The sequence below is a fragment of the Streptomyces sp. NBC_00076 genome (assembly GCF_045041235.1).
Taxonomy (GTDB): Bacteria; Actinomycetota; Actinomycetes; order Streptomycetales; family Streptomycetaceae; genus Streptomyces.
The window spans coordinates 5,554,880-5,571,092 of sequence record NZ_CP108242.1 but is presented as its reverse complement, the minus strand read 5'-3'; the positions used below and the strand labels follow the sequence as shown (position 1 = coordinate 5,571,092).

General features: G+C 68.5%; 18 protein-coding genes and 1 tRNA gene. 6 read left to right on the top strand and 13 right to left on the bottom strand.

What is annotated here, in order from left to right; translation table 11 throughout:
• Positions 1-31: 31 nt before the first annotated feature.
• The gene (locus OHA64_RS25380; protein WP_405616815.1) at positions 32-2,437 is read right to left on the bottom strand and encodes a hypothetical protein; all 2,406 of its coding nucleotides are present in this window, start codon (positions 2,435-2,437) and stop codon (positions 32-34) included.
• A 187-nt stretch (positions 2,438-2,624) separates the two neighbouring features.
• Here OHA64_RS25380 and OHA64_RS25375 point away from each other — a divergent pair, with 187 nt between their 5' ends.
• A complete protein-coding gene (locus OHA64_RS25375; RefSeq protein ID WP_405616813.1) occupies positions 2,625-3,167 on the top strand; it encodes a hypothetical protein in 543 nt (180 codons plus the stop codon).
• A gap of 286 nt (positions 3,168-3,453) precedes the next feature.
• On the opposite strand, the gene OHA64_RS25370 is transcribed toward OHA64_RS25375, so the two are convergent.
• The gene (locus OHA64_RS25370; RefSeq protein WP_405624099.1) at positions 3,454-3,975 is read right to left on the bottom strand and encodes a phosphoribosyltransferase; all 522 of its coding nucleotides are present in this window, start codon (positions 3,973-3,975) and stop codon (positions 3,454-3,456) included.
• An 85-nt stretch (positions 3,976-4,060) separates the two neighbouring features.
• Entirely contained in the window at positions 4,061-4,636 is a 576-nt protein-coding gene (dcd, locus tag OHA64_RS25365; protein ID WP_405616811.1) for a dCTP deaminase, read from the bottom strand.
• A gap of 630 nt (positions 4,637-5,266) precedes the next feature.
• Here dcd and OHA64_RS25360 point away from each other — a divergent pair.
• Positions 5,267-5,340 (top strand) — tRNA-Gly (locus tag OHA64_RS25360).
• 279 nt (positions 5,341-5,619) lie between these two features.
• Here the strand turns inward: OHA64_RS25360 and OHA64_RS25355 are convergent.
• The 6 genes from OHA64_RS25355 to OHA64_RS25330 all read right to left on the bottom strand — a co-directional run bounded on the left by OHA64_RS25355 (position 5,620) and on the right by OHA64_RS25330 (position 9,733).
• On the bottom strand, positions 5,620-6,591 hold the full coding sequence (locus OHA64_RS25355) for a bile acid:sodium symporter (RefSeq protein WP_405624096.1): 972 nt from the start codon (positions 6,589-6,591) through the stop codon (positions 5,620-5,622).
• A gap of 138 nt (positions 6,592-6,729) precedes the next feature.
• The gene (locus tag OHA64_RS25350) at positions 6,730-7,005 is read right to left on the bottom strand and encodes a hypothetical protein (protein WP_405616809.1); all 276 of its coding nucleotides are present in this window, start codon (positions 7,003-7,005) and stop codon (positions 6,730-6,732) included.
• Positions 7,006-7,033: 28 nt separating this feature from the next.
• The gene (locus OHA64_RS25345; RefSeq protein WP_005483587.1) at positions 7,034-7,813 is read right to left on the bottom strand and encodes a heavy metal-responsive transcriptional regulator; all 780 of its coding nucleotides are present in this window, start codon (positions 7,811-7,813) and stop codon (positions 7,034-7,036) included.
• Positions 7,814-7,961: 148 nt separating this feature from the next.
• Positions 7,962-9,113 carry a tyrosine-type recombinase/integrase gene (locus tag OHA64_RS25340; RefSeq protein ID WP_405616807.1) on the bottom strand — a complete coding sequence of 384 codons (1,152 nt, stop codon included), beginning with the start codon at positions 9,111-9,113 and terminating at the stop codon, positions 7,962-7,964.
• On the bottom strand, positions 9,113-9,325 hold the full coding sequence (locus tag OHA64_RS25335; protein WP_405616805.1) for a helix-turn-helix domain-containing protein: 213 nt from the start codon (positions 9,323-9,325) through the stop codon (positions 9,113-9,115). Before OHA64_RS25335 ends, OHA64_RS25340 begins: the two co-directional genes overlap by 1 nt.
• 150 nt (positions 9,326-9,475) lie before the next feature.
• Positions 9,476-9,733, bottom strand: a complete 258-nt coding sequence (locus tag OHA64_RS25330) for a helix-turn-helix domain-containing protein (RefSeq protein WP_005483584.1) — start codon at positions 9,731-9,733, stop codon at positions 9,476-9,478.
• 479 nt (positions 9,734-10,212) lie between these two features.
• Here OHA64_RS25330 and OHA64_RS25325 point away from each other — a divergent pair, with 479 nt between their 5' ends.
• From OHA64_RS25325 to OHA64_RS25315, 3 genes are all read left to right on the top strand, one after another.
• On the top strand, positions 10,213-11,058 hold the full coding sequence (locus OHA64_RS25325) for a helix-turn-helix domain-containing protein (RefSeq protein ID WP_405616803.1): 846 nt from the start codon (positions 10,213-10,215) through the stop codon (positions 11,056-11,058).
• A 7-nt stretch (positions 11,059-11,065) separates the two neighbouring features.
• Positions 11,066-11,755: a hypothetical protein gene (locus OHA64_RS25320; RefSeq protein ID WP_405616798.1), complete on the top strand. Its 690-nt coding sequence runs from the start codon at positions 11,066-11,068 to the stop codon at positions 11,753-11,755.
• 855 nt (positions 11,756-12,610) lie between these two features.
• Positions 12,611-13,345: a hypothetical protein gene (locus tag OHA64_RS25315; protein ID WP_405616796.1), complete on the top strand. Its 735-nt coding sequence runs from the start codon at positions 12,611-12,613 to the stop codon at positions 13,343-13,345.
• A 26-nt stretch (positions 13,346-13,371) separates the two neighbouring features.
• Here OHA64_RS25315 and OHA64_RS25310 read toward each other — a convergent pair whose 3' ends face one another.
• The 3 genes from OHA64_RS25310 to OHA64_RS25300 form a co-directional block, all read right to left on the bottom strand.
• A complete protein-coding gene (locus tag OHA64_RS25310; RefSeq protein ID WP_405616794.1) occupies positions 13,372-13,635 on the bottom strand; it encodes an acyltransferase in 264 nt (87 codons plus the stop codon).
• Positions 13,623-13,886: a hypothetical protein gene (locus OHA64_RS25305; RefSeq protein WP_405616792.1), complete on the bottom strand. Its 264-nt coding sequence runs from the start codon at positions 13,884-13,886 to the stop codon at positions 13,623-13,625. Before OHA64_RS25305 ends, OHA64_RS25310 begins: the two co-directional genes overlap by 13 nt.
• A gap of 156 nt (positions 13,887-14,042) precedes the next feature.
• Entirely contained in the window at positions 14,043-14,333 is a 291-nt protein-coding gene (locus OHA64_RS25300; protein ID WP_405616790.1) for a hypothetical protein, read from the bottom strand.
• A gap of 368 nt (positions 14,334-14,701) precedes the next feature.
• Between OHA64_RS25300 and OHA64_RS25295 the strand changes: the two genes are divergently transcribed.
• On the top strand, positions 14,702-14,908 hold the full coding sequence (locus tag OHA64_RS25295; protein WP_405616788.1) for a hypothetical protein: 207 nt from the start codon (positions 14,702-14,704) through the stop codon (positions 14,906-14,908).
• Between the two features lie 34 nt (positions 14,909-14,942).
• Here the strand turns inward: OHA64_RS25295 and OHA64_RS25290 are convergent, their stop codons facing one another.
• Positions 14,943-15,923, bottom strand: a complete 981-nt coding sequence (locus tag OHA64_RS25290) for an alpha/beta hydrolase (protein ID WP_234360665.1) — start codon at positions 15,921-15,923, stop codon at positions 14,943-14,945.
• Positions 15,924-16,213 lie beyond the last annotated feature (290 nt).

Genomic DNA, 16,213 nt, shown 5'->3' with positions numbered 1-16,213 from the left:
CACGCTTGGGGGTGGGGCGCCGTCGTGTGCGTCAGCTACCGGCGCGAGCGCTGCGCCGGCGCCACCAGACGAGTGCGGCACCGGCCGCCACCGCAGCCGCGGCGAGGGCGGAGATCAGCCCCACGGGGGTGTCTGATCCGGTGTCGGCGAGGTCGCCGTCAGGGTCCGGGGTGTTGCCGTCGGGCTTACTCGGAACGGTCCCGGTCGGCGTCGGATCCGGGTCCGGGCCGGTCGGCGTCGGTGTCGGGGTGGGGTCCGGCTTCCCGGAACCGGTCGGCGTGGGCGTCGGCGTGGGCGTCGGCGTGGGATCCGGCTTGCCGTCGCTGGTGTTGGCGGCCCCGTTTCCGCCGAGGAACGCGGTATCGCTGTCGCGGGCCGAGGTCTCCGCGCGCACAGAGTCCTTCGTCGTACGAGGCAGCTCGCGGTGCTGGAGCTGGAACTCCACACCGGAGACGTTCCGCTTCGGCGCCTTCGCGAAGTCGACCCCACCGACAAAGAAGGTGTAGATGCGGCCGTCGGCGAGAGGCCACTCATACGTGAAGTCGCCCTCGGTGAACGACTTCCGCATCTCCTTCCACACGGTCAGCTTGTCCCAGTCGGCGTTCTCGCCGCGCAGCGGCCACCGCTTCAGGTTGTTGCTGTTGATGACGGGCCGGAAGTCGGTTGCCTTCTTCGCGTCCTGGAGGCGGATCCACTCGGCCGCGACGCGGGACTTGTAGACGCGGCGCAGGTCGGCGTACTTCTTCTCGGTGTTGATCTGCTTCTGGACGTGGGGGACGAGATAGCGGTCGATCAGCTGGTGGCTGTACTCCTTCTCCTCCTTGGTCAGCTTCTTGGAGCAGTCCTCACCCTGGACGGGGGTGTCGAAGTCCATCGCCGCGTGGTTGACCTTCAGCGGCGCGTCCAGGATGTAGATGCCGCCGTTCTGCTCGCGGACCTTCGCCCGGTCGGGCACGATCCAGTTGCGGCCGGATCCCCAGCAGGGCACCCCGTCGACCTTCGGCGCGGCGTTCATGAACTCCTTGCCGGGCGAGACTTCGGGGTTCATGGCGCGGGAGAAGTCCCGCTTCATCTCCATGTCGGCTTCGAGGAGGACGCGGCCGGTGTCGGTCTCCCCGAAGTTCTTGTCCATGATCGTGTCGGGCTGGTCCGGGTTCAGGTTCACCCACATGCGGTCCGGGGTGAGCGCCAGCCACGTGAACAGGGCGTCGGAGGCGAGTTCCAGCTTCGCCTGACCGCCCCAGCCGGGTTCGGTGTCCTCGTCGGGCATGAAGTCGGCCTTCATGCTGTAGTCGAGTCCCTTGCCCTTGACGGGGTTGCCGACGTACTGAAGCTCAAGGGTGGAGAAGTCGACGCCACCCGGGCCGCGGCCGAGGACGCCGCGGGTGTTGGCCTGGTTGTGCTGCTGCTGGATCTGCTTCGCCTGCGCCGGGTTCTTCCCCGACTCGTAGGCGATGGAGTTGATCGGCCCCTGCGTGCCGGTGTTCGGCCTGGGGTTGAACACCGGGTAGGACTTCGTGTACTTGGTCTGCGGCCATACCCCCTTCGCCGTGGCGCGACGCTCAGCGATCCGGATCGGGTTGTTGCCGGTGCCGCGCTCGCCCCGGAGCTTGGCGTTCTCCGATTTGTACTCGCGGGTGGTGGCCCCATTGGGCTTCTCCCCGGCGTACATGGTGAACCGCGACTTCGTGAAGTCGTACTTCGCGTCCTTGTGCCGCAGGATGATCTTGTCGTTCTTGAACTGGCCCGGCTTACGCTTGCCGTCGGCCTTGAACTCACCGAGGTCACCGGTGCGCTGGTTGTAGGAGTCATACCGGCGGGAGGCGATCTTGTTGCCGTCCTTGTCGAAGATCTCGACGGTCACCTCACACAGCCAGTCCGGGCCGATGAGACGGTAGTCCTGGACGGTCTTCCGCTCGAAGACGCCTCCCTTCGCCCGGGAGTGCTGGGCGCCGATCAGGTTCTGCGGCACCCACTTGGCGAAAGGCTTCGGGGACGGCTTGCCCTGGATGTAACGGGCGTAGCGAGCCCAGATGGCCCGCTTCATGTCCTCGGGGCTCTTCGACGCCCGGTAAGCGTTGTCCCACTTGCGGATGTCCGCGTCGGTGTTTCCGACACCGTTCAGGTCAGCGCGGGTGGGGGCGGGGACGTTCTCGAAGCCCTTGAACTCCAGGTTGAAGTAATACTCTTCATCCGGGCCGGACCTCGTCCAGTGGTGCTGTCCGGTCGGCGCTCCGGAGTTCGCCGGGGTGCGGGGGAACGTTCTGCCGAGGTGCATCTTGTCGCACCGGCCGCCGCTGGTCACCTTCGCGTAGTCGCCCGGCGCCGCCACGGCCGGGCTCGCGGGAAGCCCGACGAGCATCATCCCCGCCGAGGCGACGACCGCCAGGCACGAGCCCAGACGCCGCCGCAGGCGGATTCGTATCGGTGTACTCAAAGCTGTGTCCCTTGGTGGGGGCCATGGGACATGAAAGGGACGCGGGCGAGGCAGGGCCCCCGTTTTGCGCCGCCCGTCCGCCGGCAAGCCTAGCCACTGACGCCCCATCAGATACAGCAGTCTGTTGGCTCGCTGTGTGTGAACTGTGTAAAGGCGAGGGCCTGTTGTGGCTGTTACCGTCGCCTGCATGACCGAAGCTGACGAGACGTACGACCCGACCCGGCACCCCGACCTGCTCGCGTGGCTCGCCGAACGCGAGGGCACTCACGCCGCGTGGGCCGCACAGACCTCCTTCGCCGGCGTCCTCGACTTCTCACCGGCCTCCCTGGCGATCCTGGACGACCTGATCCGGGAAACCGCGAACAGCATGGAGGAGATCACGGACCGGCGCATGACTCCCTTCGTTCAGGGCGCGATCTGGTACGTCGGGGAAGTGTTCTGCCGCCACAAGGGCATGGTGTGGAAGTACATCCCGGACCTCGTCAGCGGACAGCTTGAGCCGTTCTTCAACGCGGGCGCGGAGACCTCCGCCCTCGATCACCCCTGCGTCGGCGCCCCCGACGACCCGGACAGCTACGTGTACCCGCTGAACGCAATCCGCAGGATCCTCCTCACGGAGGATGAAGTCGGCAACAAGGTCGATGCCGGCCTCCCCTCGATCTTCGCCGACCCCTTCGGGGAAGACGACGAGGACGACGAGGAGATGGACCCGTCGGCCGGGTGGGGATGAGGGGACAGCATGAAGACCCACGATCCGTCTGCGGTTCTGATCCGGCCCAGTCGAACCCGGCGGCCGTAGAGGTCCAGGCGTTGCACGGCCCGCGCCAGGCCGGAGGTCTCGATACTCCCGGCAAGGACGCTGCTACACAGCAACTCCAGGCGCCGTCGGCGCCCACCATCGGTCGTCGTGCCACTCCCGGAGCCTGTACGAGCTTCAACGACCGATCTCCAGGCAGCAGGAGAGCCCCTCACCGAGCTCTCGAGGGGCTCTCCGCGATCTCCGGAAAACGCGCAGGTCAGACCGCTTCCTTGTTCTCCTTGGCTGCTTCTCCCGACCTATGTACTGGAGGCAGGACACTCCACGGGAAGTTGATCCACTCATCGGTCCGCTTCCACACGTACTCGCACTTCACGAGCGACTGCGACTTCTCGTAGATCACGGCGCTGCGGACCTCCGCGACGGCGTCGAGGCAGAAGTCACGCACCAGCTTGAGCGTCCTGCCGGTGTCGGCGACGTCGTCGGTGATCAGGACCTTCTTGTCGGAGAAGTCGATGACGTCGGGCACCGGAGCGAGCATGACGGGCATCTCGAGGGTGGTCCCCACGCCCGTGTAGAACTCGACGTTCACAAGTGAGATGTTCTTGCAGTCGAGGGCGTAGGCGAGCCCGCCGGCGACGAAGACGCCTCCGCGGGCGATGCTGAGCACGACGTCGGGCTCGTACCCGTCGTCCGCGATGGCCTGCGCGAGCTCGCGCACGGCGACACCGAAGCGCTCGTAGGTCAGATTCTCGCGCACGTCACTCACGCCGCCGCTCATACCGTTGCCGCTGCCTATGCCACCACTCACGTCACCGCTCATGCCGTCACTCATGCCACTGCCGCCCCGTTCGTCACACCTGTCGTCACACCTGGGTCCGATGGAAGTTGAGGAAGGACCGGGAGGCGGTGGGCCCCCGCTGCCCCTGGTACCGCGATCCGTACCGGTCGCTCCCGTAGGGGAACTCGGCGGGCGAGCTGAGCCGGAACATGCACAGCTGGCCGATCTTCATCCCGGGCCAGAGCTTGATGGGAAGCGTGGCGAGGTTGGACAGCTCGAGCGTGACGTGTCCGGAGAAACCGGGGTCGATGAACCCGGCGGTGGAGTGGGTGACGAGCCCGAGCCGCCCGAGGGAACTCTTTCCCTCCAGCCGCGAGGCGAGATCGTCGGGCAGAGAGATGACCTCGTACGTCGAGGCGAGAACGAACTCGCCAGGGTGGAGGATGAACGGCTCGTCCCCCTCCGGCTCCACGAGCCGCGTCAGATCCACCTGTTCGACGGACGGGTCGATGTGGGGGTACCGGTGATTCTCAAACACCCGAAAATACCGATCAAGCCGTACATCGATGCTGGACGGCTGCACCATGGATTCGTCGTAGGGATCGATCCGTACCCGTCCGGCGTCGATCTCGGCCCGGATGTCCTTGTCTGAGAGAAGCACGCCCCGAGGATACGCAAGGCGCGCGGACCGACCACAATCGGACGCCGCGCGCCTGCGCTACTCCCTGTACATGTCTACTGCTACATGTCTACTGCGATGGACTACCGCTTCTCGTCAGCGCTCCCCTTCGGCGGCTTCTCTCGGCGCTTCTCCTCAGTGCCTGCGGCCACTGCTTCCGGATGCTGCCTGCGACCGCTGCCGCTGGTTGTCCAAGGCCACCGGCACCACACTGCGGAGCCGGGCACACCGTGGACACCGGAGGAGCCGACCGGGGCCGAGCCGCTCGGCCTGCTGCATCGGGAACGAAGCGGTACTGAAGACGTGCCCATCGGCACATCGGACGACGGTGCGCTCCATCAAGTCCTAGAGTCCCTTCCCCAAGAGCCTCGTCGGGCTACTGCTCGCCCGACGACAATGCCACGTTACGGGATGAAAAGGGCGTCTCTACAGGCGGCACTCCGGCCTCGCCCGGACCCTCTCCCCCGCCCCCACCGTACGCCCCAACTCCCGTCCCCCGCAGCCCGGTCCCACCCCTGAAAACGCGGCGGGCCCCCACTGCTTCAGCACCGGGGGCCGGACATGAGGTAAAGTGACAGCGCGTTCCGACACCGGCCCTGACCGGCGTCTTTCGCGGGTGTAGTTTAGTGGTAGAACATCAGCTTCCCAAGCTGAGAGTGCGAGTTCGATTCTCGTCACCCGCTCCATGATGAAACCCCAGGTCAGCGGCCTGGGGTTTGTTTGTTGTCTAGACCATTTTTGGGGCTCCGCGCCCTTCGCGTGCCCTAAGTCGCACGAATGTGCCCACCAGAGGACCGCTAGAGGGTAGCTTCTGACAACACGTCAGCCGTTTGTCTCGAATAGTGAGACGCATTTTCTGTGACCTGCACCACTTGCAGGCGTCGGGGTGGTGAAGTCGCATACGCAAAGCGACAGTTCGCGCTGCCGTCGGCTGCGGTGTCGTGCTGCTGACTGCCGGCCATCGCTCACGATGCGGGGGGTACGTCGTCCTCGCGCTTGTCGAGGGGGAGCAGGCTTGGGATGAGCCGGACGTAGGCGACCATCCCCAGAACCTCGACCAGCGTCTGGGTGACCACGACGACCGCTGCGACCGCGAGGGCGTCGGGCAGTGCCAGGGCCAAGGGCAGGACGACCAGGGAGTTGCGGGTCGCGCCGGTGAAGACGATGGCCCGTCCGGCGCCAGTGCCGAGCCGGAACAGCCGGGCTATCGCCTTCCCGGCGAAGGCCATCACCAGCAGGAACAGGACATAGAAGGGGACGACGACGGCGACGTCGGTGAGGCTGTCGCCGAGCTTGGGGATCTGGGAGGCGACCACGGTCAGCAGGGTCGCGGCCATCAGCGGCACCATCGTGGTGGTCGCCGCGTCGGAGACCCTCTGTCCGGCCGGCCGACGCGCGGCCCACGCCTGCAGGGCCCAGGCGAGGGCGAGCGGGATGAGGATCAGGAAGGCGAAGGCTTCGAGGAACGGGCCCGCCTCAACGACTTCGGCCAGCTCGGAGCCAATGAACAGGTACAGGAACAGCGGCAGCAAGAGCATCTGGGCCACGAGAAGCAGTGGGGTCGCGGCCAGGAGGCGGCGGCTGGAGCCGCCGGCCAGCCCGGAGAAGACGATCACGTAGTCCACGCACGGGCAGAGCAGTACCAGCAGCACACCGACCCGCACGGCCTGGTCTTCGGGCAGGAACGTGAACATCGCCGCGACGATGAGCGGCACGATCACGAAGTTCACGGCCAGGGCCGCGGCGAGGAACCGGCCGTCGCGCAGCGAGCGGACCAGTTCGGCGGCCGGGACCTGGAGGAAGGTGACGAAGAGGAGGGCGCCGAGAACGGGGTTGATGGCGTGCTCCAGCCCCGGACCGACGACCGGGGCCAGCCAGCCCAGCAGCCCGCCGACGGCCATCGCCGCGAGATAGATCGCGACCTGGTGGTGTTCCATCCGCTCGACCAGGCCCTGCGGTCCCTTCTGCGACACCCTGCCTGCTCCCTCGTGTTCGTACCGGCCGCCCCGCGGCAGACCTCTCGCCCATCCTCACAGGTCACACGACCGGCTCGGACACCGGCGATGCTCGGCCTCTCAGCGCGACGGCGCGCTGTCCTTCGGCGCCGGCCGGACGGTGGGCATGCCGAGATCGGCGGGGGCCGGGGTGGTGCGGCAGGCCGCTGCCCGTCGTCGCCGACGCACGACGAGGATTTCTGCTGCGGCGGCTACGGCCAGTACCGCGAGGACGGGCATCCACAGGGCGCCGATCGCGGAGGTGATACCGATACTGCCGAGCAGCGCCAGCAGCGGGCCGGCGCAGCACACGGCACAGGCTGCGATGGCAGCCGTGCCCGCGCCGAGTGTGCCCACGGGCGAGGTGGACGGGATGAGGGAGGCGTCATGCGGTCGCTCCGAACAGTTCGGCCAGCATTCCGGCGGCGCTCTCTGGCGCGCGCACGCTCAGCTGAAGGGCATCGGGAGTCAGGTGCAGGGTGAAGTCGAAGAACGCACAGCAGCTCTGCTCGGCCGCGGCGAGCGCCGCGAGTTGTCCGGCGAGTTCGGCCTCCGGCGGGAAGGACAGCCGCAGCCCGTCGCCGATCTCCTCGCGCTGCTCGGCCTTCCCGGCGAGCGTGCGCCACTGCTCGACGCGCTCGCCCAGTTCGGCGCCGCCGAGCGTGCAGGCGACCGGGGCGTCCCGCCACGTCTCCCGCTCCGATCCGGAGGTGGGGCGGGTCGGCGAAAGCGTCACCGGAACCGGTCCGGCCGCCGGGACACTGGTGGTCGTGCAGCCGCAGTCCGAGCCGCACGCACCCGCCGGTGCCGGGCCCGACAGCACGGTATGAACTCCGGCCAGGTGGGCCGAGAACGCGCGCAGCTCGGCGATCCGACCGTCGGTGTCCTTGATCCGGTCGGCCACCAGCGGCAGCATCCGGGCCCGGACCGAGGCGCACACACCTTCCTCGCGGACATCCAGCAGCTCGCGGATCTCTTCCAGCGCCAGACCCAGCAGCTTGGCCGAGGAGATGAACGCCAGCCGTTCCACCGCGTCCTCGCCGTAGACGCGGTACCCGGACGGGGTCCGCTCGGCGGGCAGCAGCCCGGCGGTCTCGTAGAAACGCAGCGTCGTGGCCGGAACACCTGAGCGCTCGGCCAGCTGCGAGATGCGGTAGCTCGTCACACCACCGACGGTAAACCTTCAACCCGGCTCGAAGGTCAAGCCCGACTTCGCCTTGGTCCCCCTCCCCCGCTGTACAGAGCCGCTGGGGTCCTGCCGCTCACGTGGCCCCGGCCGGAACTCGGCCGAAGCCACGTGGAGCTGCCGTGGATCATGCCTCAAGGGCCTGCTGACGCCCGCCGTCGGCTTCTTTCAGCTGCTGTCGCACCTCGGCGTCGATGTCCTGGGCGAGCTTGCGCTGGTGCTTCGCCGTGGAGTGCTGGTAGATCAGCTGGGCCCGTTCCGAGGACTGACCGGCGCGGACCATGAGGTCCTTCATCTTGGCGCCGGTGTCGGCGGCGAGGTTGTTACCGGTGTGGCGCAGGTCGTAGAAGCGGAAGTTCTCCGGCACGCCGACCTTGGTACGCGCCCTGCGCCACTTGCGGCCGAAGGTCGAGCGGCGGAAGGGTGCACCCTTCTCACCCACGAACAGGAGGCCATCGGGCTCCTTCTCGGCGAACCACCGAAGATGTCGGCGCAGCTCGGGCTGCATGAAGTCGGGCAGGTACACGGTGCGCTTCCCCGCACGGGACTTGGGGTCGCCTGTCACCCTCCTTCCGTTGGTCAGCTCCGGTGAGGCATGCGTGACGCGCAGGGAGCATTCGTCGATATCGACACTGTGACGGCGCAGTTCGGCGAGTTCCTCGGGGCGGAGGGAGGCGAAGGCGCCGAGCAGGACCATGAGGCGCCAGCGCGGGCCCATGGCGTCGGCGAGGTCGAATACCTGGTCGACGGTCGCGGTCGGGCGCTCGTCGGCCTCCTCCTTTCCTGCGCCCTTGATACGGCACGGGTTACTGCGCAGGAGGTCGTCGTCGACCGCCGTCTGGAGGATGGCCTTCAGCAGGCGGTAGGACTTGGCGACGGTGGTGGCGCCGGTGGCGTTCAGTCGCTCGGCCCTCCAGGTACGGATGGAGGGCGGGGCGATCTCGTCCAGGTCCTTGCCACCGAAGGTGGGCAGGATGTGCAGGCTCAGCAGCGCGTTGTAGCGGTCGACCGTGGTCGGGGCCAGGCCGCGTTCCTCCATCCAACGCAGGGCGTACTTCTCGAAGTTGACCGCGCCGGCGTCCGGGTCGCTCCATGCGCTGCGCTCGATGTCCGCGCGGACGAGGTTGAGCCAGTCCTGGGCGTCAGACCTGGTCTCGAACGTCTCCGGTGCTTTGTGTCGCTGGCCGTCCGGTCCGAGGTAGCGGGCCTGCCATCGGCCGGAGGCGAGCTTGCGTACCGTGCCGAACTCGCGCCGCCGCTGCGGCTTGCGTGCCGCCATCAGGCCGCCTTCCCGTAGCGGGCACGGATGCGGCGGACCGGCTCGACGGTGCGCGCCTCGACGTACTCGGTGATCGCGCTCTCGGGGATGCGTACCGGGCGGCCGAGCTTCACGTAGCGGATGCGGCGCTCGGCGATCAGGCGGCGGACGAAGCGCTCGCCCGTGCCGAGCATGTCGCCGGCCTCGGCCACGTTCAGGAGGCGGTCACCCATGCGCGGTCACCTCCTGCGCGGTGCAGGCGGTGCAGGCGGTGCGCTGGGAGCGGGGAAAGGCAGGGGGTATTGCGGGTCGGCGCAAGGGCGTTGGGTCCTTTACTCGGATGTGGTTGGGCGTGGCAGGCCGTTCGGCGGCGTCGCCTGGAACTACGCGGTGCGGGTCCCGTGGAGGAGAGCCAGGGGCGAGACCCGGAGAGCCTGGGCGAGGGCGACGAGGTCGTCGATGTCGCAGCGGCGTTGGGCGCGTTCGATGCGGGACAGCATCGTGTTGGTCATCGGACGGCCGAGGGCGGTGACGCGGGCGGCGAGCTCGCGCTGGGCGAGGCCGCGTTCGGTGCGGAGAATTTCGATGGTGCGAGCGGTCCGTATTCCGGCCGGTCCGATTTCCAGGGATCGTGCTGCCATGGCTCCATTTGTAGCTTCCATTCGCCGGTTTGGTTAACCGGCGATCGTCGGCTATGTTGCGCCCGGCGAACGGGCGGGGCTTACCTCTGGGCTGGGTTCCGAGTATCCGGTTGGCGGTGTCTTCGCCAGCCCGACTGCATGCTCTGACGTGGGGTGTTGTGTTGTAGCTTGCACTCTCAGCGGGAGTCAACGGGTTCCCGATGTGATGCTTCTGGCTTCACCTGACGGTGCATTATTTCGGCAACCGGCGATCCGGGTTTATGGTTTTGTTCCTGCCTCGCAGCACACGTTCGCCGTCAGCTGTCTGATTTCCCGGCGGAATGCTGGACTTGTGCGGCATGGGTGTGGCTGTCTTGGCTATACGACGCCACCAGCCCTCCCCCGCGCCTTCGGACCGGGGCTGTGTGCAACCCCTCCCTGTGCATCGCCCGACGAGGGTCGATCGCACCTCCCCGTCCTGACCTAGGAGCCGCCGCCCGATGAGCTACGACGCCCGCGAATGGGTGTGGGACCACAGCCGCAGCAAGGGCACCGCCCGCATGGTCCTCGCCCTGATCGCCGACCGGTGCCGCGACCGGCACTGCGTCGCGTACGCGTCCGTGCCCACCCTCATGAAACGCGCCAACGCCTCCCGCACCGCCGTGCGCGACGCGCTGACCAAGCTGATCGCCAGCGGCGAGCTGGTGCAGCTCCCTGACCGCAAGGGGCCACGGGGAGAGACGTACTACCTCCTCCCGGTTGCCGCCCGGTTCCTCGCGGACCAGCCCCGGGAACGGGACCGGAATCCGGTCCCCCAAGGGGAGCGGAATCCGACCCTCGGGGGACCGGAATCCGACCCTGCCGAGCACTTCGAGAGGGGATCAGAATCCGACCCCGGGGAACGGAATCCAGCCCCCGGGGGGTACGGATTCCGACCCGATGGGGGTGCAGATTCCGGCCCCCAGAACAGAAGAGAACCGAAGGTGAACGGTAAGAGCAGCAGCAGCTCTGCCCCGCTCATCTCCGCCATCGAGTGGCACATCGACGACGATGCCCGTGCCTGGCTGCAGCACCACGGCCACCTCGACCGACTCGGCGAGCACGCCCTGCACGCCGCCGACGAGAAGTGGCGCACCTACCGGGCTCCATGGGCGCCCCGCACCGCCGCCGCGTGGGCCGCCGACTGGCGCGCGTGGATCGCCCGGGAACACACCCCCACCCCTGGCCGCCCCAACCTCTACGCCCTACCCGGCGGCACCCCCACCGCAGCCACTGGCATGACGCGCTCCGAGGCGCATATGGCCGCCCTGCTCGCCGCCCTCGACGAACCGACAGGAACGGAGTAACCCGCCTTTGAACCGACGCGAAGTCGCCGCCGTCCTCGCCTACATCGGGCGTCTCGACCCCCGCACCATCCGCACCGGCACGGACGAGGCCCGTGACCAGATCGCCCAGTGGCAGGAGCTGCTCGACGACGTGCCCTTCGCCACCGACCACGGCTGGGACGTCCGCGAAGCGATACGGTCCCACATCCTCGACTCGCCGTACCCGATCCTGCCCGTGGACATCGCCCGCAGATGGCGTACCCACCGACGCGACCGCCTCGACCGGCACACCGACCCCACTCCCACTGCCGACCCCGACGATCCGGCCGCCTGGCGTGCCGAGCTGCTCCGTGCCCGGAACGCTGTCGCCGCCGGCACGGCCGCCCCGTCGACGCACCGGCAGATCACCAGCGATGGCCGGCCTCGGGACGTCGAGGAGCGCCTGCACGAGATCGGTTCGTGCATCCCGCCGACCGTTCGTGCCGAGTTGGCCCGCTACCGTCCGACCCGCGCCGCGCGCGAGGCCGCCGTCGCCGAGGGCGTCCCCGATGCGCTCGGTGTCCGGTGCGACTGGTGCCACGCCCCCGTGGGCTCCCCGCGCCGTCAACGCAGGGCGAGCCCTGACGGAGCCGCCCGGGGCAATGCCGTACGTACGACTCCCCACCCGTCGCGCGTCGACCTCGCCGCTGCCCGGATGGACCGACACCGAGCTGCCTGACGCGGTCCGACTTCGCTCCTCGCGCAGCTTCGTGGGGCTACGAACGTCGGTCCCGAACCGGTCGTACGCGGTCCCCGACGAGCACTTCGGGGACCGCGTCCCGGGGACCGTGCCGACGGCTGCCGGGGACCGGTCCCCTCTGAAACCGCAGCTCAGAGGGACTTTTATTGCGGTCCCCGGAGCGTCCCCAGCAACCGGGACCGTCCCCGGAACAGCCCCCTTCGGTCCCTGCGGGGACCGGGACCGTGGGGTGAAAGGGGGACGGTCCCCGTGACGACGTGTCAGGGGGACCGTCCCCGATGAGCGTCGCGTCCCGTCCCCAATTGTCTGGGGACCGTGCACCGCAGCGCTTTGGGGACCGGTCCCCAAAGCGCCCCTCGCAACCACAGCCCTGCCCCTGACAGCACCTACCGCAGCTCTCACAACCGTCGCATCGCTCCGGCCACTGGCCTCATCTGCCATAGCTCGGCGCTTCGGCGGCTCAGCTCCCCTGCCGACCACACCCTCGGAGAACCACACGTGCACGACCGACACCACGAAGACACCAACCGGCAGGAGACGGCCAACGCCCCGGACAACCGCGCAGCAAGCAATGGCGATGGACCGTCCATGGGCCGGTCCATCGCGAGCACCTCCGCCCCGGGGGTGGCGGAGGGGGAGCTCCGGCACGAGGGCGTGCCGGAGCAGGAGGGGGTGGGCGAAGACGTCGTCGCCGAGCAGTTGACCGGCGCTCCACGGCCACTTCACGTGAGCCCACCGAAGTACCTGTCACAGGTGCGTCGCACCGCATACCGTCGGGACGGACGTCGTCAGCCGGTAAGCGCGGCTGCCGCGGAGGGTGGAGGGCATGGCGTCGTGACGGACGAAGAGCTGCGGGAAAGACTGGCGTGGGGGCGGCAGAGGCTCGAAGAGATGGGCGTATTCCGGTCCCCGGAGGGACTTCGGTGGGCAGCCGCCCACGGGAACGTGCTGTTCGTGTGGCGCAACGGCCCCATCGAGGACGCGCACGCTTCACCACCCAGCAAGCGACGCAAGAACCTGCACGATGGCGCGATGTTCGCCCGCAACACGTGGCTGACCCGACAAGCCTTCGACGCCTTGGGGAGCAGCGAGCCCTTCCGTCTGCTGGAACTGGAGGACGTGATCTTGGACCGCGAGGCGGTCTGGCCGGGGTGCGACGGGACGTTGACGGACTTCGGCTGGGGGTTCCTGGGGGAGATCAAGAAGCACGTCAAGAGACGCATCGACACCCTCATGCACTTCGAGGAACAGCTGCCGCACGACGACTTCCTGATCTTCATGGCCGCCCCACAGCTCGGGACCCACGACGACCACTTCGGTATGCCGAGATGGCCTGCTTGCGTGAAGGCGGCGATCCGTCGCTTGCGCGGCGAGGACGAGGAGTTCTTCCGCAAGCGCGGCGATCTGATGAAGCGCATCGGGCCGGCGCCGGACTCGGTCACCACAGACCTGGAGAGGACAGAGAAGGCGCTGCTGAACGCCCCCTGGGAACTGGGCGCCGAGGCTCTCGGCTGGTTCGCCTGGAACCCGATCCTGAGGGTGCCTCGTCCATCACCTCCGACGTGCTGAAGCGCCGCAGGGCAATGCGTACTCACTCACAGCACCCGCCGGAATCCCGGCAGCCTGCGCAGTCCGGCAGCGAGCAGGAAGGACGTCGGCACGGCGGTGACGGAGACGATGCTCCACGCGGCGGTCGCGGACAGGCCACGGTCCGCCAGGTAGTACTGCAAGGTCACCACGATCGGAAGATGGACGATATAGACGGCGTACGCGTCTGCCGCCAGTTCGCGTGTCAGGCGGTTGTCGCCGCTGGCGGTCTCGCGCAACAGGGTGAGCAGGCCGACGCTCAGGGCCAGCACAGGGCGCTCTCGTACGCTGACCACAGGGCGGTGGGGGCGTTGAGTGCGCCGGGGCCGAAGCAGTCCGCGTCCGCGCCGACGGCGAACAGGAGGGCCATGGCGAGCAGGCCGCCGGTCAGCCAGAGCCAGCCGGTGCGGGCATCGAGCCGGTCGAGCCATCCGTGGCGGTGGGCGAGGACACCGAGGGTGAAGAACGTGGTGTGCTGCGGCAGCCGGGCGGGCTCGACCTGGACGAAGTCCAGGACCGGCACCCAGGTGTCGAGCGGGTAGCGCAGGCGGATCGCGAATGTGGCGGCGGCGACCGCGGCCGTCCTCGCTGTCCTCGCCGTGCGCCGCAGGAGCGCTCAGCACCACCACGCCCAGCAGGTCGCCGCCGCCCAGCAGACCCTGCACCACCTCCAGGCCGCCTACGGGCAGGCCGCACCGGCCCCGCTGGCGCGGCTCGTCGTACGAAAGCCGCCGCCGACGTCACGCACCGATACCCCGAGCACCTGCGCACGGCCGTGCCTGCCCACGCCGAACAAGTCCTCGACGAGACCGCCCGGGACGCATTCGCGGCCGTGCTCGCGGACGCCGAGCGCGCGGGCCACGGCCCCGCCATCCTGCTCCAACAAGCGGCCGGGCAACGCCCGCTGGACGATGCGCGCTCGCCAACGGAAGTCCTCACCTGGCGCATCCAGCGCCTCGGCGAACGCCACGCACCCGGGCCGAACAAGCCCGCAGCAACACTGCCCGCGCCCGATCCGCCCCGAAGGCCGCTGAACTCACCCCTACCGCGGTCACGCCGCTGGCCTTCCTTCCGCACCGGTCACGGTGATCACCCGGCCAGACACGCAGGGTCTCCAGCGCTGGTTGCCGGAGACTCTGACACGTCGATCGAAGGAACCGGTTCCAGGCCGGCGAACGGCTGACGGGCCCGATCATGCCATGGTCGGGCCCGTCATCTGTCGTCGCTCAACAGCTTCCGGTGACTGCGGCTCCCGGGTCGGGGTGGGCCCACCTCCTCTGTCAGTGGCTGCCGGCAGGCTGAGCGCCATTCGCCGCAGGCCGTTGCCAGGAGGAGATCATGAGCAAAGCCGCTCTTGGTCCTCTGCTCATCACGCGCCGGAGCGGCAACGAGCCGATACGGGCCAACGGCGAAGCTGCAGGCAGACTCGACGAGTTCTGGAGCGGGGCATGCTCCCACCTGGCCGGCAACACCGTGCACGGTGTCCTGGCCGAGTACCGGGTATCCACGGCACTGGGCGCCGCCGCCGGTACCCGCACCGCATGAGCGGTGTGCAGCGTGAGGTCGCCTTGCGGTGGGCCTACCTCGCCGCGGGACGCAACTCGGACGTCAGGAAGGAGACGATGGTCTGCCACGACGGTGTCACGGGAACAGGCGGCGTGGTGTGACCGTGCCGTGCGTATTCCTCGTAGGCGTCCCGGCGGGTGTCGGGGTCGCCCAGCATGCTGGAAATCGGACCGTGACCGGCGTGCGGGAGGGAGATCATACGCACATTGGCTTTGGCGGAGGCCAGGGCGTCGCGCAGCAGTCGGCCCTGGTGGTAAGGCACCAAGGGGTCCTGCTCGCCGTGGAAGATCAGCGTCGGGGGCAGGGGCCGGTCGGTGACGTAGGTGAGAGGGTTCGCGGCCGCGACCTTGTCCGGGCAGTCCTTGATGGGACAGCCGAGCAGCCGCGACTCGGGCGAGCGTGCGTCCGAGTGGCAGTCGGTCGTCCCCAGGAGCTGGTTGAACACCTTGCAGTCGTCCAGCATGTGCGCATCCATCTGGGAAAAATCAGTCGGCGGGTAGAACGGCACGGCTGCCTGTACCGCGCTGGACGGACCGCGCACACCCACGTCTCCCTCCAGTCGCGGGAGGTCTCCGGTGACCGCGGCCATCGCCGAGGTCCAGCCCCCCGAGGAATCACCCATGATCGCGAAGCGTCGAGGGTCGAGGTGGTAAACCTGGGCGTGCGCCCGCAGCCAGCGTATGGCGCCCTTGATGTCGTGGAGCTGGGCCGGGAACTCGGCCTGTGAGCTGGAACGGACCGACACACCCGCCACCGCGAACCCATGCGGGTTGAGCTGGGCGGCGACCTGGTCAGCGCCCTGTCGGCCGTTGTCGGCCATCCACGCCGAGCCTCCCGTGAAGATCACCAACGGAACCGGCCGCTGCGACCGGGGGATGTACAGGTCCAGCAGGTGGCCCTGACTGTCGGCCGGCTGGGCCGGCGCGTAGGCGATGTCCCTGGCCACTCTCACCTCGTCGGGTCCGGGGGCGGGGGCCGCATGACCGGGGGCCATGGTGACCCCCAAGGCGATGGCAGATGCCGCCAGCGCCATGAGAGCGCGACCAATACGCAACCGCGTAGGTCGTCGATGCCGGATCCTCATGCTCACTCCTCTTCGCGTGGGAAGCGGCCGGCGGCTCGGATGCCGAACAGCCGGGATGGCCGGATTACTTGAAGCAAATGAACTGCGTTCGCCTGACGAAATTTAATTCGTTGGACGGCTGGCATGAGTTTGGGTCTGGCACCAAGCGGGTGTCAATGGTGGTGAAGATGCACGGGCTCACGACCCACCGGCAGCGGGTC